We start from the raw sequence: 19,930 nt of genomic DNA on the forward strand, positions 1-19,930 counted from the left end.
GATGACGGGGAGGACGTAGATGGCCGGGACGAGCCCGGCCATGACGTGTTGAGAGAATGGTGCCTGACCGGCCAAGGAATATAGATGACCCTATCGACGCCGATGAACTCTCAGGCCGACGCGACGACCAAGAAAAACATCACCCGCCTGATCGTCGCGACCTCGGTCGGCAATGCGCTCGAATGGTACGACATCTCGGTCTATGCCTACTTCGCGGTCTACCTCTCCAAGGCGTTCTTCCCGGCCAATGACCCGACCACCTCGCTGCTGCTGACCTTCGGCAGTTTTGGTCTGTCGTTTTTGATCCGCCCGATCGGCGGCATCGTGCTCGGCGGCTATGCCGATCGTCACGGCCGCAAGGCGTCGCTGATGCTGTCGATCGTGCTGATGACCTTTGGCACGCTGGTGCTGGCGCTGATGCCGACCTACCAGACCATCGGCATTCTGGCGCCGATCGCGGTGATGCTGGCGCGGCTGGTGCAGGGTTTCTCCGCCGGCGGCGAGTTCGGCTCCTCGACCGCGTTCCTGGTCGAGCACATGCCGGAGCGGCGCGGCTTCGTGGCGAGCTGGCAGTTCGCAAGTCAGGGCGTCAGCGGCCTGCTCGGCGCAGGCTTCGGTGCGCTCCTGACCTCGCTGATGAGCCCCGAGGACCTGCAATCCTGGGGCTGGCGGCTGCCGTTCCTGTTCGGCGTGCTGATCGGCCCGGTCGGCATCTACATCCGCAACCATGTCGACGATGCGACCCCGCCGCCGGCGGCGGAGCAGCAGGGCTCGCCGGTCGTGGAGGTGTTCGCGCGGCAAATGCTCCCCACGATCCTTGCGATCGGCGCGCTCGCGGTGTCAACCGCGGTGAACTATCTGATCGTCTACATGCCGACCTATGTGGTGAAGACGCTCAACCTCGCGCCATCGGTCGGCTTCACCGCCGCATTCGCCGCGCAGACGGCGGTCGCGCTGCTGGCGCCGATCGCAGGCCTCGTCTCCGACAAGATCGGACGCACCACGCACATGATCCTGTTTGCGCTGCTGCTGCTGGTCTCGATCTTCCCGGCGTTCCTGCTGCTCACCGGCAAGCCGACGCCTGCGATCATCCTGCTCGGCGTGCTCTGGCTCGGCGTGCTCAAGTCGCTGTATTACGGGCCGCTGGCCGCGCTGATGTCGGAGTTGTTTCCGCCGGCGACGCGTGCGACCGGGCTCGGTCTCAGCTACAACATCGGCGTCACATTGTTCGGCGGCATGGGGCCGGCGATCATGACCTGGATGGGCGGCTTTGCGCTGATCGGCGAGCTCGCGCCGGGCTATTATCTCACCGCGGTCTGCATCCTCAGCCTCGGCGCGCTGTTCACCATTCGAAGGATGCGGCTCGCATGATCCGAAAAAGTGCGAAGCGGTTTTTCGAGATGATCATGCACAATGATACCTGATTTCGTGAAACGAAATTCGAATACCGCTATTGCTGCAAAGCAGCGTAGATAGTCGATATCAAAGTTTCATCTGACGAAAGTATACGGTGTCCGCTGCACATCTTCCGTTTTAGGATGATGCCGGCCGGGCGCATCTCTTCGTGCCCGGTTCACGAATTGGAATTGAGGCAAGGAAGGCCAGGGCATGAACGCCTCCACGACTGCGACCGCACGGACCAGCCGCAAGAGGCCATTGCCGGAGCCGGGCCAACCCGACAAGTTCAACGCGATCCAGAAGGTCTGCGCGATCCTGCGCGTGCTGGCGCAGCGCTCGCCGTTGCGGCTGACCGACATCGCCGACACCACCTCGCTGAACAAGGCGACCGCGTTGCGCATCCTCAATTCGCTGATCGAGGAAGGTTTCGTCAGCCGGGTTGCCGGCGCCAAGACCTATGAGCTCGGCCAGGAGGCGCGGGTGATGGCGGTCGGCGCGCGCCGCTCGGTCGACATCGCCGAGCTGGCGCAGCCGAGCCTGTTGCGGCTGTCGGAGCGCTCGGCCGACACGGCACTGTTGTCAGTACGATCCGGCGTCGAGGCGCTGTATCTGGCGCGCTCGGTCGGCAGCCACCCGCTGCAACCGAACTATCTGCAGATCGGCAGCCGCCGTCCGCTCGGTGTCGGCGCTGGTGCGCTGGCGCTGTTGGTCTGGTTGCCCGACGCCGAGATCGAGGCCGTGATCGAGGTGATCGTGCCGCGGCTGGCGAAGTCGCCGCGCATCACGCCGAAGTTCCTGCGCGAGCGGATCGCGGTGGCGCGCAAGGCCGGCCACACCGTGCTGCTCGACGCTGCATTCCCCGGCATGGGCGGCGTCGGCGTTCCGGTCCGCGACGATGCCGGCGAGGTGGTCGCCGCGCTGTCGATCGGCGCCGCTACCGACCGCATCCGCCGCCGCGAGGGCGAACTCGCCGACATGCTGAAGAAGGAAGCCCAGGTGCTGGCCCGCGCGATGGCCCAGGCGCCGAAGAACGTGCGGTCGGCGAAGCCCGTGAGTTGACCGGATTGCGCGTCGGGATTTGGCAGTTCCTGGCAGCAGGGCCTTTGGGCGTTGCGGCCTGCGCGCTGACCGGGCGGGTCGGTTTAATCAAGCGATTAATCTGAGGAACCCAAGGGCGTCAGCGGCTTGCGAGAACGGGCGGTTGCCGTCATCATGGCCGCGCTCGCCGAGGAAACCTGCCCAACAAGATGACGCTATCGCCTGACGCCACCGACGACGCTGTGACGACGGCGTTTGCCGGCCTTCCCGCATTGCTCGACCAGGCGCCTCGGCTGGTCTCGCGCGGCCGGCTGCTCGATTGCGACTGCCTGATCGGCCCGATGGCGCGGCCGTTTCATGCCGCGATCCGCACCGGGCGCATCGTCGAGCTCGTGCCTTCGCCGGTCCTGATGCGCTCGTGGCGCTTTGCCTATCGCGCGACGCCGCAGGCTTGGGCCGCCTATTGGCAGGCCGAGCCGAAACCCGGCTGGCACGATTTGCTGGCGCTGACCAAGCGCGGCGAAGCCGTGCTGGAAGGCGACCTGCATCCCTTCATGGCGCATCTGCAATACTTCAAGGACCTGCTGGCGCTGCCGCGGCAGCATTTCGCGGCGGTCAGCTCATGAGCGGCACCATCATGAACGGCACGATCGAGCCGATGGTCGGCCGCTACGTTCACGTCGAGATCGGCGGCGAACTGCACCGCATCTATTTCGAGGAAAACGGTGCAGGCATTCCGCTGGTCTGCCTGCACACCGCGGGATCCGACGCGCGGCAGTGGCGGCATCTGCTCGCGGATGCGCAATTTGCCGAAAATTTCCGCGTCATTGCCTTCGATATGCCCTGGCATGGCAAGTCGAATCCGCCGAAAAGCTGGACCGGCGATGAATACCAACTCACCACCGCGCGCTACACCGAGACCATCCGCGCCTTCTGCCACGCGCTTGCGCTGGAGAAGCCGGTCGTGATGGGCTGCTCGATCGGCGGCCGTATTGTGCTCAACCTTGCGATCGAATATGCCGCCGAGTTCCGCGCGCTGATCGGGCTCGAGGCTGCCGATTTCCAGGCGCCGTGGTATGACACCGATTGGCTGAACCGTCCGGACGTTCACGGCGGCGAAGTCTGCGCGGCGCTGGTGTCGGGGCTGATTGCGCCGCAGAGCCCCGAAGCTGCGCGGATGGAAACGCTGTGGGGCTATAAGCAGGGCGGCCCCGGCGTGTTCAAGGGCGACCTGTATTTCTACCGTGTCGATGGCGATCTGCGCGGTCGGGTCGCGTCAATCGATACTAAAGTATGCAAGCTGTATTTGCTCACGGGCGAGTATGATTTCTCCTGCACGCCCGAGGACACGAGGCGGACAGCAGCGGCTATAGGGGGCGCCAGCGTCACGATCATGGAGCAGCTCGGTCATTTTCCGATGAGCGAGAATCCGGAACAGTTTCGCCGCTACATCGCACCCGTCCTCGCCGACATTCTCACGCAGTAAACCGATCGTTTCCACGAAGGAGTAGACGTATGACACGCAAATATCTCATCGGCTTCGCGCTCGTCGCCGCGCTCGGCGCGAGCCAGGCGCAGGCCGAGGAGCTGACCGGGACGCTGAAGAACATCAAGGACACCGGCGCGATCACGCTCGGCTTCCGCGATTCCTCGATCCCGTTCTCCTATCTCGACGACAACCAGAAGCCCATCGGCTACGCCATGGACATCTGCTACAAGATCGTCGACGCCGTGAAGAAGGAGCTGAAGCTCGACAAGCTCGAGGTCAAGCTCAACCCGGTGACCTCGGCAACCCGTATCCCGCTGATGGCCAACGGCACCGTCGATCTCGAATGCGGCTCGACCACCAACAATGCCGAGCGCCAGAAGCAGGTCTGGTTCACCAACACCCACTTCCTGACCGCCAGCCGCTACGTCTTCAAGAAGTCGAGCGGGCTGAAGTCGATCGACGACCTGAAGGGCAAGACGGTGGTCTCGACCGCCGGCACCACCAACATCAAGCAGCTCACCGAAGCCAACGTCGCGCGCGGCCTCGGCGCCAACATCATTCCGGCCAAGGATCACGCCGAAGCCTTCCTGATGGTCGAGACCGACCGCGCGGTCGCCTTCGTGATGGACGACATCCTGCTCGCGAGCCTCGTCGCCGGCTCGAAGTCGCCGGGCGACTACGTCATCTCCAAGGATGCGTTCTCCAAGCCGGAGCCCTACGGCATCATGCTGCGCAAGGATGACGTGCAGTTCAAGAAGGTCGTCGATGCCGCCACCGCGGCGCTCTACACCAGCGGCGAAGGCGAGAAGATCTACGACAAGTGGTTCATGCAGAAGATTCCGCCGAAGGGCCTGACCCTCAACGTCGAGCTCGGGCCGGAGCTGAAGCACGAATTCGCCAAGCCGTCGGACTCGCCGGATCCGGATTCGTACAAGTAAGGGAGTCCAACTCCTTCCGCGTCATTGCGAGCGGAGCGAAGCAATCCATTGCCACCGAGCGTACGGAAACATGGATTGCTTCGTCGCTGTCGCTCCTCGCAATGACGGGGATAGGCCAGCCTCTCAGGGGCGGGCTTGTTGAACCAAGCGTGTCCGGCCATTTTTGGAGGAGAATGGCCGGACATTTGCATATCGTCTGCGCATCGCGTTTGGATGCGCAGACGTTGCCGTCAAGCGTGACCGGCGCGGCCGCGTGGGGGACCTGTGAACTATAATTGGAACTGGCACATCTTTCTTGAGCCGAACCCGATGGGGACCGGCACCTATCTCGACCTGCTGCTGTCGGGACTGGTGGTCACCGTCAAGGTGTCGGTGCTCGCCTGGATCATCGCGCTGGTGTCCGGCTCGGTGATCGGCGTGCTGCGCACGCTGCCGTCGCGGACCGCGTCGTGGATCGGCTTTTGCTGGGTCGAATTCTTCCGCAACATGCCGCTCCTGGTGCAGCTGTTCCTGTGGTTCTTCGTGCTGCCGGAATTGCTGCCGAGATCCGCCGGGCTGTGGCTGAAGCAGTTGCCGAACGCGCCGTTCTGGACCGCGGCGATCGGCGTCGGCCTGTTCATGTCGGCGCGCGTCGCCGTGCAGTTGCAGGCCGGCATCACCTCGCTGCCGCGCGGGCAGAAGCAAGCCTCGACCGCGCTCGGCCTCACCACGGTGCAGACCTATCGCTACGTGCTGCTGCCGATGGCGTTTCGCATCATCCTGCCGCCGCTGACCTCCGAGTTCCTCAACACCATCAAGAACAGCGCGGTCGCCATCACCATCGGCTTGATCGAATTGACCGGCGAGGCGCGCTCGATGCAGGAGTTCTCGTTCCAGGTGTTCGAGGCCTTCACGGCGGCAACGGTGCTCTATCTTCTCCTCAATTTCGTCGTGGTCACCGCGATGCGCTTCCTCGAGCGCTATGTCGCGATCCCCGGCTACATCACGGGCAAATGACCATGCTCGGCAATTTCGATTTCGACGTCATCCGCCGCGCGCTGCCCTATCTGTTCCTGGAGGGCATGCGCTTCACGCTGACTCTGACGGCGCTGGCCGCGTTCGGCGGCCTGGTGTTCGGCACCCTGATCGCGTTGATGCGGTTGTCGAGCTACAAGGTGCTCGGGCGCATCGCCGGCTTCTATGTCGACTTCATCCGCTCGCTGCCGCTGGTGCTGGTGATCTTCTGGTTCTACTTCCTGGTGCCCTATATCGGGCAGTGGGTGACCGGCGCGTCGCGGCCGATCACCGTCGGCGCCTTCGCCTCCTCGCTGATCACCTTCATCGCCTTCGAGGCGGCCTATTTCTCCGAGATCATGCGCGCCGGCATCCAGTCGATCTCGAAGGGCCAGCCGGCTGCGGCCAGCGCGCTTGGCCTGACCTATGCGCAGTCGATGCGCTACGTCGTGCTGCCGCAGGCGTTCCGCAACATGTTGCCGGTGCTGCTGACCCAGACCATCGTGCTGTTCCAGGACACCTCGCTGGTCTACGTGCTGTCGATCCCGGACTTCCTCGGCGCCGCCAGCAAGGTCGCGCAGCGTGACGGCCGTCTGGTCGAAATGTACCTGTTCGCCGCGCTGGTCTACTTCGTCGTTTCCTGTGTCGCGTCGTTTGGTGTCCGCCGCCTGCAGTCGCGCATCGCCATTGTTCGCTGAACAAACAAGCTGAGCCATCATGATCGAGATCAATCACGTCAATAAATGGTACGGGCCGACCTTCCAGGTGCTGAAGGACTGCACCACCAGCGTCGCCAAGGGCGAGGTGGTGGTGGTCTGCGGCCCGTCCGGCTCGGGCAAGTCCACCCTGATCAAATGCGTCAACGCGCTGGAGCCGATCCAGGGCGGCGACATCGTGCTCGACGGTGTCAAGGTCAACGATCCCAAGACCGACCTGCCGAAGCTGCGCTCGCGTGTCGGCATGGTGTTCCAGCACTTCGAGCTGTTCCCGCATCTGCGCATCATCGACAATCTCCGCCTCGCGCAGGAGAAGGTCTTGGGCCGCAAGTCTGAGGATGCCACCGCCAAGGGCATGAAGCTGCTGGATCGCGTCGGGCTGAAGGATCATGCCAAGAAGTTTCCCGCCGAATTGTCCGGCGGTCAGCAGCAGCGCGTCGCGATCGCACGCGCGCTGGCGATGGACCCGATCGCGATGCTGTTCGACGAGCCGACCTCGGCGCTCGACCCGGAAATGATCAGCGAGGTGCTCGACGTCATGGTCGACCTCGCCCGCGAGGGCATGACCATGATGGTGGTGACCCACGAAATGGGCTTCGCCAACAAGGTCGCGGACCGCGTCATCTTCATGGACCGCGGCGAGATCGTCGAGGACGCCAAGAAGGCCGACTTCTTCGGCACGCCCCGCAGCGACCGCGCGCAGAAGTTTTTGTCGAAGATCTTGCAGCACTGAGGCATCGGACCTTCCTCCGTCATTGCGAGGAGCGCTAGCGACGAAGCAATCCGTCTATCCGCGTGTGCGGAGCCATGGATTGCTTCGCTGCGCTCGCAATGACGGGGAAGGGCCACGGGGCCCCTCAGGGGTTTTCCCCCGTTAACATTTTGCGTATACGAAGGCCTGAAACTCCCCTTCGTCCGCAGGAGAACTCGCGTGGAAAAGATCGCTTACGTCAACGGCTCGTACGTGCCGCATTCCGAGGCCAAGGTCTCGGTGTTCGACCGCGGCTTCCTGTTTGCCGACGGCATCTACGAGGTGGCGGCGGTGCTCGAGGGCAAGCTGATCGACAACGCCTCGCATCTGGCGCGGCTGAAGCGCTCGGTCGGCGAGATCCAGCTTGCGCTCCCCGAGACGCTGGAGCGGATCGAGGAGATCCAGAAGGAGCTGGTCAAGCGCAACGACCTCGTCAACGGCATGGTCTATCTCGAAGTCACCCGCGGCGCCGACAAGGGACGCGACTTCGCCTTCCCGAAGGCGGAGGCGAACGTCAAGCCGACCCTGGTGATGTTCACCTCGGAAAAGGACATCATCAACGCGCCGTCGGCCAAGACCGGCATCAACGTCATCACGGTGCCCGACATCCGCTGGGAGCGGCGCGACATCAAGAGCGTGGCGCTGCTCGCGCAGGTGCTGGCCAAGCAGGCTGCGGCGGCGGCCGGCGCCGGTGAGGCCTGGATGATCGAGGACGGCAAGGTGACCGAAGGCGGCTCGTCCTCGTCCTTCATCGTCACCCAGGACGACGTCGTCGTGACTCGGCAGAACGGCAGCGAGATCCTGCCCGGCTGCACCCGCAATGCCGTGGTCAAGCTCGCCGAGGAGCGTCAGCTCCGCATCGAGGAGCGCGCCTTCACGGTCGAGGAAGCGCTCGCCGCCAAGGAGGCCTTCATCACCAGCGCCTCGGTGTTCGTGCAGGGCGTGGTCGCGATCGACGGCAAGACCGTCGGCAACGGCAAGGTCGGCCCGATCACCGATCGCCTGCGCGAGATCTATGTCGAGTTCGCCAAGGCGACGGCGGTTTGATTGGCCGGAGCGACGTCTGTGTCCCGTCACCCTGAGGTGGCCGCCTCTTCAGCGGCCCTCGAAGGGTCGACGGCCACCAGCGGGGCCGTTCATCCTTCGAGACGCGCTTCGCGCTCCTCGGGATGACGGAGAACGGTTGCGGTCTCTGCTCACGCCGCCACCTTCACCTTCACCGGATGCACCGCGCGGAAGCCGATCGCGATCCGGTTCCAGGCGTTGATGGCGCCGATCAGCGTGGTCAGGTTCACCAGCTCGCTGTCCGTGAACTGGGCGCGCACCGCCTCATAGTCGGCGTCGGGCGCGTGCGTCTCGGAAACCAGCGTCAGCGCCTCGGTCCAGGCCAGCGCCGCGCGCTCGCGCTCGCTGTAGAGCGGCGACTCGCGCCAGGCATTGAGCAGATAGAGCCGCTGCTCGGTCTCGCCATGCTTGCGGGCATCCTCGGTGTGCATGTTGATGCAATAGGCGCAGCCGTTGATCTGGGAGGCGCGGGTCTTGACCAGCTCGATCAGCGATTGCTCGAGGCCGCTCGCATTGATCTGGCTCTCGACGGCGACCAGCGCTTTGATGGTCTCGGGGGCGGCCTGGTAGAAGTTCATGCGGGGTTTCATGGTCGTTCTCCTTGGTTGTGGGTTTAGGCAGTAAGGCTAGTGCGCGCCGCCGCCGGCGAGTTGGCCCGGCTTCTTCAGGAACAGTGTCGCTGCCAGCGCAACGATCAGCGCCACGCCGAGCAGATAGAAGGTGTCGCTGAAGGCGAGGATGTAGGCCTGCTTCTGTACGATCTTGCCGATCGCGCCGATGGCGCGGTTGGCGGCCGACGCCGGATCGGCGATGCCGTGGTTCATGAAATACTGCGTCAGCTGCTCAATCCGCGTGCGCGTCGCCTGCTCCAGCACGGAGACCGACTGCATCAGGACGTTGGAGTGATACTGCTCGCGCTTGGTCAGGACCGTCTGCAGCACCGCGATGCCGACTGCGCCGCCGAGATTGCGCATCATGTTGAACAGAGCGGAGGCCGAGCCCGCGTTCTCCAGCTCGATGCCCGCGGTTGCAACCGCCGACAGCGGGGCCATCACCAGGGCCTGGCCGATGGCGCGGACGATGTTGGGCCAGAACAGCTGCTCGGTGGCGTAGTCGTTGGTCATGAAGATGTTCATGAAGTTGGAGCCGGCGAACAGCGCGAAGCCGACGCTGATGATGATGCGGGGGTCGAAGCGCTGCATCAGCCGCGGCACCAGCGGGATCAGCAGGAGTTGCGGCAGCCCGGTCCAGGCCAGCACCATGCCGATCTGCTCGGCATTGTAGCTTTGGATGCGCGACAGATACTGCGGCAGGATGAACACCGAGCCGTACAGCGCGATGCCGAGCAGGAAGTTGGCCAGCATGCCGAAGCCGAAATTGCGGCGGGCGAGCAGGCGCAGATTGAGCAGCGGCTTCTCGACGGTGAATTCGACGATCAGGAAGGCTGTCAGCGCGACCGCCGCGATGACAGACAGGCGCACGATGAAGGGCGAGCCGAGCCAGTCGTCCTTGTTGCCTTCCTCCAGCACGGTCTGCAACGCGGCGAGGCCGATCGCCATGGTGATGATGCCGAGCCAGTCGCCCTGGCGGATCAGCGACAGCTTCATCGGGCTCGGATCGAGCGAGACGTACAGCATCGCGATCATCACGGCACCGGGCACCAGGTTGACGTAGAAGATGTACTGCCAGCCCCAGTTCTCGGTGAGATAGCCGCCGATGGTCGGGCCGATCGCCGGCGCGAACGTCGCCGACAGCGCGAACAGCGCCAGCCCGATCGGCTGCTTTGCCTTCGGCAGCAGCGTGATGATCAGCGTGAACGCCATCGGGATCAGCACCCCGCCGGTGAAGCCTTGCACCGCGCGCAGCGCGATCATCTGCGGCAGGTCCTGCGCCAGCGCGCACGCCGCCGAGAACACCAGGAACAGGAACGCGTTGGTGAGCAGATAGATCCGCACCGAGAACACCTGCGCGAGCCAGCCAGACAGCGGGATCACCACGATCTCGGCGATCAGATAGGACGTCGAGATCCAGCCGCCGTCGTCGATCCCGGCGCCGATCGCGCCCTGGACGTCGGCGAGCGAAGCGTTGACGATCTGGATGTTGAGCACCGCCATGAACGCGCCGAGCGTGGAGCCGATCACCGCGATCCAGGTCTTGGCCGGAATCGCGGGTGTTGCCGGTGTTGCTGGGGCGGTGAGGGGAGCAGTGTTGGCTGCGTTGGCGGTGGGCTGGAGCGCGGTCATCGGGCGGTTCTCTCGCTTACCCACTCAACATGTATTAGGCGGCCGGTTTCGATAATCCGGGAAAGACTGGAAGGATTGTCCGTTCGTAATTGATAATGGGCGCGTGGCCGCGACTGCGGTTGCGGTTTGGCGCGCCGTTCGGTTTGCGTGGGTGTGTCGATGAGTGAGGTGAGCACGCTGGATCGGCTCCCTCCCCCCTTGCGGGGGAGGGTGGGGAGAGGGGTGGCCCCGGGCGCTGGCGTCGGAGATTTGCGCGAGCTTTTCCAGTCCTGCGATACGCGTCACTCTTGGCAGTGCGTCGTCGCAAGCCAACGATCCTGGGAGCAAGCGGCACCCCTCTCCCCAACCCTCCCCCGCAAGGGGGGAGGGAGCCCTACCGCCGGTGCGCGCGGCACGAAGGAGAAGCAAGCGGGGCGGAGAACACAGTAAAGCGCGATCGACCACCGTTGCGGTGATCGATCGCGTCAGGCCGGCCGGGAGATGTTTGGGCTAACCGCCGTTCGCCCGCATCGCTGACGCCAGCCGCCGCTTCTCCTCGCGCTCGGCCAGCACCGTCGCCTTGGTGTTGACGGTCGGGATCGCCGACATGCCCGGCCGCAGCAGGCCGGTCAGGCTGTGATCGTCGAGCACGATCTTCACCGGCACGCGCTGCACGATCTTGGTGAAATTGCCGGTGGCGTTGTCGGGCGGCAGCAGCGCGAATTCGAGGCCGCTGGCCGGCGACAGGCTGTCGACATGGCCCTTCAGCGTGGTGCCGCGAAAGCTGTCGACGGTGAGCTCGACCGGCTGGCCGTTGCGCACATGGGTCAGCTGCGTCTCCTTGAAGTTGGCGACCACATAGACCGCATCGAGCGGCACCACCGCCATCAGCTGCGTGCCGGCCTGCACATATTGCCCGACGCGCAGCGTGCGGGCGCCGACCGTGCCGTCGACCGGCGCGGTGATCCCTGCGTAGGACAGGTTCAGCTCGGCCTGCTGCTCGACCGCGCGGGCGCGATCGACTTGCGCGGCGGCCTGGGCGCGCTGCGTGGTCAGCACGTCGACCTTGCGCTGTGCCGCCGACAGCGCCGACTTCGCGTGCTGCAACTGCGCGGTGTTGGCGCGCAGCGCCGCGTCGGTCTGTTGCGCGCGTTGAATGGTGCCGGAGCCAGACTTCATCAGCCCGTCGTAGCGGGTCTGCTCCTCCTGGGCGAATTTCAGATTGGCCTCGGCGGCGGTGACGTCGGCGGTGCTCTGGTCGATGATCGGCTGCTGCAATTCGAGTTGGGCATCGAGATTGCGCACCGAGGCTTCGGCGGCGTTGACGTCGGCCTTGGCCTGGCCGAGCGCGGTGCGATAGTCGCGGTCGTCGATCTCGGCCAGCAGCTGGCCGGCCTTCACCGGCTGGTTGTCGGTGACCAGCACCTTCGCGATATAGCCCGACACCTTCGGGGCGATGATGGTGGAGTCCGCCTTCACATAGGCGTCGTCGGTCGTCTCGAGGTAGCGGCCGGTGGTGAGGTAGTCGTAGCCAAAGTCGGCGGCGACTGCGATGCCGAGCAGGGCGGCGAGCCCGAGGCCCACCCGCTTGACCGTCGCCCGCGACGGGCGGAGGCCGATTTTGGCCGGTTCTTCAGGGACATAGGTGGTGGTCGACATGGTCTTCTCCTGGCCGAACATTGCGTCCTTCCAGAAAGGGCGCCAGTCACGGCCCTTTAGATGCAATATCCTCCCCGCTGTGATAATCCCGATAAAACTGGAAGCATTATCAAGCCAGCGCTGATAATCCGGACCTTGCCGCATGGATCGCCTGACCAGTTTGACCGCGTTCGTCCGGGTCGTGGATTCGGGCGGCTTTTCCGCGGCCGGCCGCAGGCTCAACATGTCCACGACAATGGTGAGCAACCACGTGCAGTCGCTGGAAGACCGGCTCGGCGCCCGGCTGCTCAACCGCACCACCCGCAAGGTCAGTCTCACCGAGGTCGGCCAGGCCTATTACGACCGCTGCGTCCAGATCCTCGCCGACATCGAGCAGGCCGATGAGGTCGCCGGCGCGCAGCAATCGGTGCCGCGCGGCACGCTGCGCATCTTCACCAACACGCATCTGGTGCAATTCCTGTCGCCGGCGGTGGCCGAGTTCCTCGCGACCTATCCCGAGGTCAAGGTCGACCTCACCATCGGTGAGCGCAACGCCGACCTGATCGACGAGAACTACGATCTCGCGGTGCGCATGACCCCGCCGCCGGACTCCAGCCTGATCGTGCGCACCATCGCGACCTGGCGTCACGTGCTGTGCGCGTCCCACGGCTATATCGAACAGCACGGCAAGCCCGACCAGCTCGCCGATCTGTCCGCGCGCAACTGCATGCGCCACGCCAACTACCCCTATGGCGATGAATGGCGCTTCGCCGATCGCAAGGGCACGCCGGCCGCGGTGCGCGTCTCCGGCAACCTGGTCTCCAACAGCGGCGAGACGCTGAAGCTCGCCGCGCTCGCCGGCGTCGGCGTCTTCCTCGCGGCGGGCTTCCTGGTCCGCGACGAGCTGGAGTCCGGCCAATTGGTGCGGCTGCTGCCTGAATACCGGCCGGTCGAATTGACGATGAACGCGATCTATCCGCACCGCCATCATCTCTCGGCGAAGGTCCGCACCTTCATCGATCTCCTGGTGCGCCACGCCACCGAGCAGCAGAAGCTGATCAATCCGTATTCGTGAGCGGTTGCTGCCGTCATTGCGAGGAGCGAAGCGACGAAGCAATCCATGCTTCCGCGCATGCGGAACGATGGATTGCTTCGCTTCGCTCGCAATGACGAACATGGACCCGTCATCCCCGCGCAAAGGCTTCGCCTTTGTCGCTGGAGGAGCCGCGAAGCGGCGTCTCGAAGGATGAATCGGCCAGAGAACGGGCCGTGCATCCTTCGAGACGCGCTACGCGCTCCTCAGGATGACGGGACTAGTAGCGCAACGCTTCTTCCACCGTCATGACCGCCCGGCATCCCTTGCATGGCATCTGCGTGTATCAAGAACCCACCGCCTGCCGCCGGGGCCTGCCATGCCGCTTCGTCTCCTCGCATCGCTTCTGCTCGCGCTCGCAGCATCCGTGTTGCCGCACACGCCTGCACGCGCCGACTATCCCGACCACATCGTCAAGATCGTGGTGCCGTTCGCGCCGGGCGGCGGCACCGATGTCGTCGCGCGTACGCTGGCGCAGGAGATGCAGAAGGATCTCGGCGTCACCGTCATCATCGAAAACAAGCCGGGGGCGGGCACCATCATCGGCACGCAGAGCGTCGCCGCGAGCCCACCCGATGGCTACACGTTGCTGATGGCGACCTTCGCCAACGCGGTCAATCCCAGCCTCTACCGCAAGCTGCCCTACGACGCGCACAAGGATCTTGCGCCGGTGGCGCTGGTGGCGCGCTCGTTCAACGTCGTGGTGGTCAATCCGTCCTCGCCGATCAAGTCGATCGCGGATCTGATCGCGGCCGCGAAGACCGATCCGGAAAAACTGTCCTACGGCACTTACGGCACCGGCACCTCCGCGCACCTCGCCGGCGAATTGTTCAAGCATCTCGCAGGCGTCAATCTCACCACCGTGCCCTACAAGGGCGCCGCGCCAGGGATCACCGACCTGCTGGGCGGCCAGATCCAGGTGATGTTCACGACGGTGGCGAGCTGCGCGTCGCTGGTCGAGGCCGGGCAGTTGCGCGCGATCGCCGTGACCTCGGCTGAGCGCTCGGCGTCATTCCCGAAACTGCCGACGGTGTCGGAGGCCGGCGTGCCCGGCTATGCCGCGGAATCCTGGTACGGCCTTTACGCACCTGCGAACACGCCGCCTGAGATCATCGACCGTCTCAACAAGTCTGCGGCCAGGGCGGTGCAGGCGGAGGCCTTCAGGAAGCTCAGCGTCAATGAGGGCCTCGTGATGGTGGCACAGCCTCCGGCCGAGCTCGACCGCTACTTTGCCGGCGAGGAGGCGCGCTGGCGCAAGGTGATTGAGGACGCCGGCATCAAGGCCGAATAGCCGGCTGCCGGGCACCGCGATCACATCTTTTTGCATCGCCATGCCGTAACTGTGATTCTAGACGCAACGAATGGTTCCTGGGGTCGTTGATGACGGGACGCCGGCAACCCTGCCGGTTTGGATCGCGCCCCGGGCTGGGAGAGGACCATGTGGATTCTGTTGCTGCTGCCGTTCATCGGCTTGCTATGGGTGCCGTTCTACAATTTCGCCGAGCCGTCGCTGTTCGGCTTTCCCTTCTTCTACTGGTACCAGCTCGCCTGGGTGCCGATCTCCTCGCTGCTGATCTGGCTGGTCTATCGCAGCCGGCGGCCCGATGCCGACGAGCAGCGGTGAGGGGGCAGCCATGACCGATCACATCGCCTGGGTGGCGCTCTCCGTCTTCGTCTTCTTCTTCGCCCTCGTCACCGTGATGGGCTTCTTCGCCGCGCGCTGGAAATCCGGCCCGGTCAGCGAGCATCTCGACGAGTGGGGTCTCGGCGGCCGCCAGTTCGGCACCTGGATCACCTGGTTCCTGGTCGGCGGCGATTTCTACACCGCCTACACCGTGATCGCGGTGCCCGCGCTGGTCTATGCGGTCGGCGCCTACGGCTTCTTCGCGCTGCCCTACACCATCATCGTCTATCCCTTCGTGTTCGCCGTGATGCCGGTGCTGTGGAAGAAGGCGCATGCCAACGGCTACGTCACCGCGGCGGACGTCGTCCACGGTGCCTATGGCTCGCGCGCGCTCGAGCTCGCGGTGGCGCTGACCGGCCTGGTCGCGACCATGCCCTACATCGCGCTGCAGCTGATCGGCATGGAGGTCGTGATCAAGGCGATGGGCCTGAGCGGTGAGCTGCCGATCATCGCCGCCTTCGTGATCCTTGCGCTCTATACCTATAGCTCCGGCCTGCGTGCGCCGGCCCTGATCGCCTTCGTCAAGGACATCATGATCTACATCGTGGTGCTGACGGCCGTGGTCGTGGTGCCCTCGAAGCTCGGCGGCTATGGCGCGGTGTTCTCGGCCGCCAACGACGCCTTCACCGCGAAGGGCGGCGCCACCGGGCTGACGCTGAAGCCTTCGCAGTATCTGCCCTATGCGACGCTGGCGCTCGGCTCGGCGCTTGCCGCCTTCATGTATCCGCATACGCTGACCGGCATCTTCGCCTCGAAGTCGGCGGATACGATCCGCAAGAACGCGATCCTGCTGCCGGCCTATACGCTGCTGCTCGGTCTGATCGCGCTGCTCGGCTACATGGCCTATGCCGCTAACATCAAGGTGACGTCGCCGAACGACGTGGTGCCGATGCTGTTCAAGACCCTGTTCCCGGAATGGTTCGCCGGCTTCGCGTTCGCCGCGATCGCGATCGGCGCGCTGGTGCCGGCCGCGGTGATGAGCATCGGCGCCGCCAACCTGTTCACCCGCAATGTCTGGAAGTCTTATGTCAATCCGGACATCTCGCATGCCGGTGAGGCCTCGGTGGCGAAAATCACCTCGCTGGTGGTGAAGGTCGGTGCGCTGGCCTTCATCCTGTTCCTGCCGACGCAATATGCGCTCGACCTGCAACTGCTCGGCGGCCTCTGGATCGTGCAGACGCTGCCGGCGCTGGTGTTCGGCCTGTTCACCGTCTGGTTCCGTGCCGAGGGCCTGCTGCTCGGCTGGGCCGTCGGCATCGGCTGGGGCACCTACACGGCATGGAGCAACGGGTTGAAGCCGCTCGCCAGCATCTCGCTCGGCGATGCCAGCTACACCTTCTATGTCGGGCTCGGCGCGCTGCTGCTCAACGTCGTGGTGGCGGTGCTTGCGACCATCGTGGTCGGCCTGATCTCACCCGCCAAGCGCGGCGCGGCGGCCTGAGCCGTCGCCTGCATCTGTTGGGGCGGAGGTGAGAAGCGCGACGAGCCGCGCCACCTCCGCCTTGGTCTTGTCGATCGCGGCGTCCTTCACCGGCCCGTAGCCGCGGATTTCCATCGGCGCCTTTGCAATCGCTGTGAGATCGGGCAGGCGGGCGGCATCGAGCTTGCCGAGCATGGTATCGATCAGCGCTTCATACCAAGTGATCAGCTCGCGTTCAGCGCGGCGCTCGGCGGTGTAGCCGAATACGTCGAACGGCGTGCCGCGCAGTCCCTTGAACCGCGCGAGCAACCGCAGCGGCGTCTGGATCCACTGCCCGAACGCGCGCTTCTTCGGCCGGCCCCGCGCATCCAGCCGCGCCGGAAGGAAGGGCGGGGCGAGATGATACCGTACCGTGAAGTCGCCATCGAATGTGCGCTTGAGCTCGTCGAGGAAGCCCGCCTGCATATGCAGCCGCGCCACCTCGTATTCGTCCTTGTAGGCCATCAGCTTGAACAGCGACCGGGCCACGGCGTCGGTCAATGTCTCGCTGCCGAGCGCGGCGTCGGCGCGGCGCACACGCTCGACCGTGGCTCGGTAGCGCGCGGCATAGGCCTCGTTCTGATAGCCGGTGAGAAAATCGGCGCGGCGCGCGACCATCTGCTCCAGTGTCTCAGGCGTGCCGACGGCAGCATGCTCGGCCTTCGGCAGGAAGTCCGGATCTGCGAACGCGAGCCGGCCCCATGCCAGCGCCTGCCTGTTGCGCCCGACGGCGACGCCGTTGAGCTCGATCGCACGCGTCAGCGCCTCCAGCGACACCGGCACGAGGCCTTGCTGCCAGGCGAAGCCGAGCATCATGATGTTGGCGAAGACGCTGTCGCCGAGCAGCCGCTCGGCCAGCGCGTTGGCGTCGATGGTGGAGAGGTTGCCCGATCCGATCACCCGCTCGATGGCGCGCAAGCGAACCGGCGAGGCGAGGTCGGCATCGCGGAAGCGTACCACGTCGCCGGTCGGCATCTCGGCGATGTTGACCGCCGCGCGCATGCCCTTGCGATAGGTGCCGGAGGCCTTGGCCGACGAACTCACCACGAGATCGCAGCCGATCAGGACGTCGGCCGCGCCCTGGTCGATCCGCACCTGGTGCAGCGCGTCGGGCTTGGCCGCGAGCCGCAGATAGCTCAGCACGGGGCCGAATTTCTGCGCGAAGCCGGTGAAGTCGAGCACCGACACGCCACGGCCCTCGAGATGCGCGGCCATCGCGATCAATGCGCCGACTGTGATGACGCCGGTGCCGCCGACGCCGGTGACGAGGAGATCATAGGGCTTGTCGAGTGTCGCGAACTCCGGCACCGGCAGGGTGGCGGCGCGCGCCAGCGGGTCGATCGCGCTTTCGCTCTTGGCCCGCCGCTTGCCGCCCTCGATGGTGACAAAGCTCGGGCAGAAGCCGTTGAGGCAGGAAAAATCCTTGTTGCAGGTCGACAGGTTGATCTTGCGCTTGCGGCCGAACGACGTCTCCTTCGGCTCGACGCTGAGGCAATTGGATTCCACCGAGCAGTCGCCGCAGCCCTCGCAGACGAGGTCGTTGATATAGGCGAACCGCGCGGGATCCTTGATCGTGCCGCGCTTGCGCCGCCGCCGCTTTTCGGTCGCGCAGGTCTGCTGATAGATCAGCACGGTGACGCCGGGGATTTGGCGCAGCTCGCGCTGCACGGCGTCCATCTCCTCGCGTGGATGAATCGTGACGCCGGCGGGCAGGTCGGCCGGCGAGAAATGTGCGGGATCATCCGACACCAGCGCAATCCGTGACACGCCTTCGGCGCGGACAGAGTGCGCGATCGCCTGCACGCTGACCGGGCCGTCGACCGGCTGGCCGCCGGTCATCGCCACCGCGTCGTTGAACAGGATCTTGTAGGTGATGTTGGCCTTCGCGGCGATCGCCTGCCGGATCGCCATCGAGCCGGAGTGATAGTATGTGCCTTCGCCGAGATTCTGGAACACGTGGCTATTGCCGGTGAATTTCGAGGACGCCGCCCAGTTGACGCCTTCGCCGCCCATCTGGATCAGCGACGAGGTCTCGCGGTCCATCCAGCTCGCCATGAAGTGGCAGCCGATCCCGGCCAGCGCCTTGGAGCCGTCGGGCACTTTCGTCGAGGTGTTGTGCGGGCAGCCCGAGCAGAAATACGGCGTGCGCGTCGCGCCCGGCACCGCGATGCTCCGATCCTGCTCCGGCACCAGCGCCGCGACACGGCGCGCGAGCTGCAATTCCGAAAACATCGGATCGAGCCGTCGCGCCAGCACATCGGCCAGCATCCGCGGCGACAATTCGCCGGTCCAGGAGATCAGCCGTGCGCCTCGCTCGTCATGCTTGCCGACCATCCGCTCCGGCTTGGCGCCGGGATAGTCGTAGAAATATTCCTTGAACTGGCTCTCGATGATGCCGCGCTTCTCCTCGACCACCAGGATCTCACGCTTGCCCGTCACGAACTCCATCGCATCGTGCAGCGCCAGCGGCCACACCATGCCGACCTTGTAGATGTCGATGCCGAAGCGGCGGCACGCGGTCTCATCCAGCCCGATCAGCCGCAACGCTTCCATCAGATCGAGATGCGCCTTGCCTGTGGTGACGATGCCGTAGGTCGCGTCCCTGATGTCGTAGATGCGGCGGTCGATCGGATTGGCCTTTGCGAAGGCGTAGACCGCGTGCTTCTTCGCCTCCAGCCGCTCCTCGATCTGCGGGCCCGGCAAATCCGGCCAGCGATAATGCAGGCCGCCGGGCGGCGGCACGAAATCCGGCTGTATGAAACGGCGCGGGGCGGGCAGTTCGACCGAGGCGCCGGACTCGACGATCTCAGAGATCGCCTTGAAGCCGACCCACATGCCGGAAAACCGGCTCAGCGCGTAGCCGTACTCGCCGAACGCGAGATATTCGCCGACATCGGCCGGATGCAGCGTCGGCATGAACCAGCTCATGAAGGCGACATCGGACTGGTGCGGCATCGAGGACGACACGCAGCCATGATCATCGCCGGCGACGACAAGCACGCCGCCATGCGGCGAGGAGCCATAGGCATTGCCGTGTTTCAGCGCGTCGCCGGAGCGATCGACGCCGGGACCCTTGCCGTACCACAGCCCGAACACGCCATCGACCTCGCGATCCCGCTGCGTCTCGACCTGCTGCGAGCCGAGCACGGCGGTCGCCGCGAGGTCCTCATTCACCGCGGGCAGGAATTCGATGCGGCTTTCCTTCAGAAGCGCGCCGATCTTCCACAGTTCGAGATCGACGCCGCCGAGCGGCGAGCCGCGATAGCCGGAGATGAAGCCCGCGGTGTTGAGTCCGCTCGCGCGGTCGCGCCTGATCTGGTCGAGCGCGATGCGGACGATCGCCTGCGTGCCGGTGAGGAAGACGCGGCCGCGCTCCCTGCTGTAACGCTCGGACAGCTGGTAGGCGTCGAGCAGCGGCATCTGGCCCATGAGTGACCCTTCCAGGA

At 65.1% G+C, this 19,930-nt stretch carries 17 protein-coding genes; 13 read left to right on the plus strand and 4 right to left on the minus strand.

Annotated elements, in window-relative coordinates:
* The first annotated feature begins 84 nt into the window (after positions 1-84).
* The 9 genes from FBZ93_RS15365 to FBZ93_RS15405 all read left to right on the plus strand — a co-directional run bounded on the left by FBZ93_RS15365 (position 85) and on the right by FBZ93_RS15405 (position 8,370).
* The gene (locus FBZ93_RS15365; protein WP_146986767.1) at positions 85-1,371 is read left to right on the plus strand and encodes an MFS transporter; all 1,287 of its coding nucleotides are present in this window, start codon (positions 85-87) and stop codon (positions 1,369-1,371) included.
* A 237-nt stretch (positions 1,372-1,608) separates the two neighbouring features.
* Entirely contained in the window at positions 1,609-2,457 is an 849-nt protein-coding gene (locus FBZ93_RS15370) for an IclR family transcriptional regulator (RefSeq protein ID WP_146986768.1), read from the plus strand.
* A 188-nt stretch (positions 2,458-2,645) separates the two neighbouring features.
* The gene (locus FBZ93_RS15375; protein WP_146986769.1) at positions 2,646-3,062 is read left to right on the plus strand and encodes a hypothetical protein; all 417 of its coding nucleotides are present in this window, start codon (positions 2,646-2,648) and stop codon (positions 3,060-3,062) included.
* Entirely contained in the window at positions 3,059-3,922 is an 864-nt protein-coding gene (locus tag FBZ93_RS15380) for an alpha/beta fold hydrolase (RefSeq protein WP_208764015.1), read from the plus strand. Before FBZ93_RS15375 ends, FBZ93_RS15380 begins: the two co-directional genes overlap by 4 nt.
* A gap of 29 nt (positions 3,923-3,951) precedes the next feature.
* Positions 3,952-4,863 (plus strand): amino acid ABC transporter substrate-binding protein, encoded by a 912-nt coding sequence (locus FBZ93_RS15385; protein ID WP_146986770.1) that lies wholly within the window; start codon positions 3,952-3,954, stop codon positions 4,861-4,863.
* 264 nt (positions 4,864-5,127) lie between these two features.
* Positions 5,128-5,859: an amino acid ABC transporter permease gene (locus FBZ93_RS15390; RefSeq protein WP_146986771.1), complete on the plus strand. Its 732-nt coding sequence runs from the start codon at positions 5,128-5,130 to the stop codon at positions 5,857-5,859.
* Between the two features lie 2 nt (positions 5,860-5,861).
* Positions 5,862-6,554 carry an amino acid ABC transporter permease gene (locus FBZ93_RS15395; protein ID WP_146986772.1) on the plus strand — a complete coding sequence of 231 codons (693 nt, stop codon included), beginning with the start codon at positions 5,862-5,864 and terminating at the stop codon, positions 6,552-6,554.
* A 19-nt stretch (positions 6,555-6,573) separates the two neighbouring features.
* Entirely contained in the window at positions 6,574-7,305 is a 732-nt protein-coding gene (locus FBZ93_RS15400) for an amino acid ABC transporter ATP-binding protein (RefSeq protein ID WP_146986773.1), read from the plus strand.
* Positions 7,306-7,503: 198 nt separating this feature from the next.
* Entirely contained in the window at positions 7,504-8,370 is an 867-nt protein-coding gene (locus FBZ93_RS15405) for a D-amino-acid transaminase (protein ID WP_146986774.1), read from the plus strand.
* 149 nt (positions 8,371-8,519) lie between these two features.
* Here FBZ93_RS15405 and FBZ93_RS15410 read toward each other — a convergent pair whose 3' ends face one another.
* The 3 genes from FBZ93_RS15410 to FBZ93_RS15420 all read right to left on the minus strand — a co-directional run bounded on the left by FBZ93_RS15410 (position 8,520) and on the right by FBZ93_RS15420 (position 12,269).
* Entirely contained in the window at positions 8,520-8,978 is a 459-nt protein-coding gene (locus FBZ93_RS15410; RefSeq protein WP_146986775.1) for a carboxymuconolactone decarboxylase family protein, read from the minus strand.
* A 36-nt stretch (positions 8,979-9,014) separates the two neighbouring features.
* The gene (locus tag FBZ93_RS15415) at positions 9,015-10,631 is read right to left on the minus strand and encodes an MDR family MFS transporter (protein WP_146986776.1); all 1,617 of its coding nucleotides are present in this window, start codon (positions 10,629-10,631) and stop codon (positions 9,015-9,017) included.
* Between the two features lie 489 nt (positions 10,632-11,120).
* The gene (locus FBZ93_RS15420; RefSeq protein ID WP_146986777.1) at positions 11,121-12,269 is read right to left on the minus strand and encodes an HlyD family secretion protein; all 1,149 of its coding nucleotides are present in this window, start codon (positions 12,267-12,269) and stop codon (positions 11,121-11,123) included.
* A 142-nt stretch (positions 12,270-12,411) separates the two neighbouring features.
* Between FBZ93_RS15420 and FBZ93_RS15425 the strand changes: the two genes are divergently transcribed.
* The 4 genes from FBZ93_RS15425 to mctP all read left to right on the plus strand — a co-directional run bounded on the left by FBZ93_RS15425 (position 12,412) and on the right by mctP (position 16,466).
* Entirely contained in the window at positions 12,412-13,323 is a 912-nt protein-coding gene (locus FBZ93_RS15425; protein ID WP_146986778.1) for a LysR family transcriptional regulator, read from the plus strand.
* Between the two features lie 337 nt (positions 13,324-13,660).
* Positions 13,661-14,632: a Bug family tripartite tricarboxylate transporter substrate binding protein gene (locus FBZ93_RS15430; RefSeq protein WP_146986779.1), complete on the plus strand. Its 972-nt coding sequence runs from the start codon at positions 13,661-13,663 to the stop codon at positions 14,630-14,632.
* 147 nt (positions 14,633-14,779) lie between these two features.
* A complete protein-coding gene (locus FBZ93_RS15435) occupies positions 14,780-14,965 on the plus strand; it encodes a DUF3311 domain-containing protein (RefSeq protein WP_050628491.1) in 186 nt (61 codons plus the stop codon).
* A 10-nt stretch (positions 14,966-14,975) separates the two neighbouring features.
* Positions 14,976-16,466, plus strand: coding sequence for a monocarboxylate uptake permease MctP (gene mctP, locus FBZ93_RS15440; protein ID WP_146986780.1), 1,491 nt, complete (start codon positions 14,976-14,978; stop codon positions 16,464-16,466).
* On the opposite strand, the gene FBZ93_RS15445 is transcribed toward mctP, so the two are convergent.
* Complete coding sequence (locus FBZ93_RS15445; protein ID WP_146986781.1) at positions 16,437-19,913, minus strand: indolepyruvate ferredoxin oxidoreductase family protein; 3,477 nt, start codon at positions 19,911-19,913, stop codon at positions 16,437-16,439. The two genes, mctP and FBZ93_RS15445, sit on opposite strands and share 30 nt — an antisense overlap.
* Between the last annotated feature and the right edge of the window lie 17 nt (positions 19,914-19,930).

Source organism: Bradyrhizobium macuxiense (assembly GCF_007993935.1).
GTDB lineage: Bacteria > Pseudomonadota > Alphaproteobacteria > Rhizobiales > Xanthobacteraceae > Bradyrhizobium > Bradyrhizobium macuxiense_A.

Bases quoted from the DNA above. Each gene is read 5' to 3' on its own strand.
- FBZ93_RS15365 (WP_146986767.1), top strand. From the start codon at position 85: ATGACCCTATCGACGCCGATGAACTCTCAGGCCGACGCGACGACCAAG.
- FBZ93_RS15370 (WP_146986768.1), top strand. From the start codon at position 1,609: ATGAACGCCTCCACGACTGCGACCGCACGGACCAGCCGCAAGAGGCCA.
- FBZ93_RS15375 (WP_146986769.1), top strand. From the start codon at position 2,646: ATGACGCTATCGCCTGACGCCACCGACGACGCTGTGACGACGGCGTTT.
- FBZ93_RS15380 (WP_208764015.1), top strand. From the start codon at position 3,059: ATGAGCGGCACCATCATGAACGGCACGATCGAGCCGATGGTCGGCCGC.
- FBZ93_RS15385 (WP_146986770.1), top strand. From the start codon at position 3,952: ATGACACGCAAATATCTCATCGGCTTCGCGCTCGTCGCCGCGCTCGGC.
- FBZ93_RS15395 (WP_146986772.1), top strand. From the start codon at position 5,862: ATGCTCGGCAATTTCGATTTCGACGTCATCCGCCGCGCGCTGCCCTAT.
- FBZ93_RS15400 (WP_146986773.1), top strand. From the start codon at position 6,574: ATGATCGAGATCAATCACGTCAATAAATGGTACGGGCCGACCTTCCAG.
- FBZ93_RS15410 (WP_146986775.1), bottom strand. From the start codon at position 8,978: ATGAAACCCCGCATGAACTTCTACCAGGCCGCCCCCGAGACCATCAAA.
- FBZ93_RS15415 (WP_146986776.1), bottom strand. From the start codon at position 10,631: ATGACCGCGCTCCAGCCCACCGCCAACGCAGCCAACACTGCTCCCCTC.
- FBZ93_RS15420 (WP_146986777.1), bottom strand. From the start codon at position 12,269: ATGTCGACCACCACCTATGTCCCTGAAGAACCGGCCAAAATCGGCCTC.
- FBZ93_RS15425 (WP_146986778.1), top strand. From the start codon at position 12,412: ATGGATCGCCTGACCAGTTTGACCGCGTTCGTCCGGGTCGTGGATTCG.
- FBZ93_RS15430 (WP_146986779.1), top strand. From the start codon at position 13,661: ATGCCGCTTCGTCTCCTCGCATCGCTTCTGCTCGCGCTCGCAGCATCC.
- FBZ93_RS15435 (WP_050628491.1), top strand. From the start codon at position 14,780: ATGTGGATTCTGTTGCTGCTGCCGTTCATCGGCTTGCTATGGGTGCCG.
- mctP (WP_146986780.1), top strand. From the start codon at position 14,976: ATGACCGATCACATCGCCTGGGTGGCGCTCTCCGTCTTCGTCTTCTTC.
- FBZ93_RS15445 (WP_146986781.1), bottom strand. From the start codon at position 19,913: ATGGGCCAGATGCCGCTGCTCGACGCCTACCAGCTGTCCGAGCGTTAC.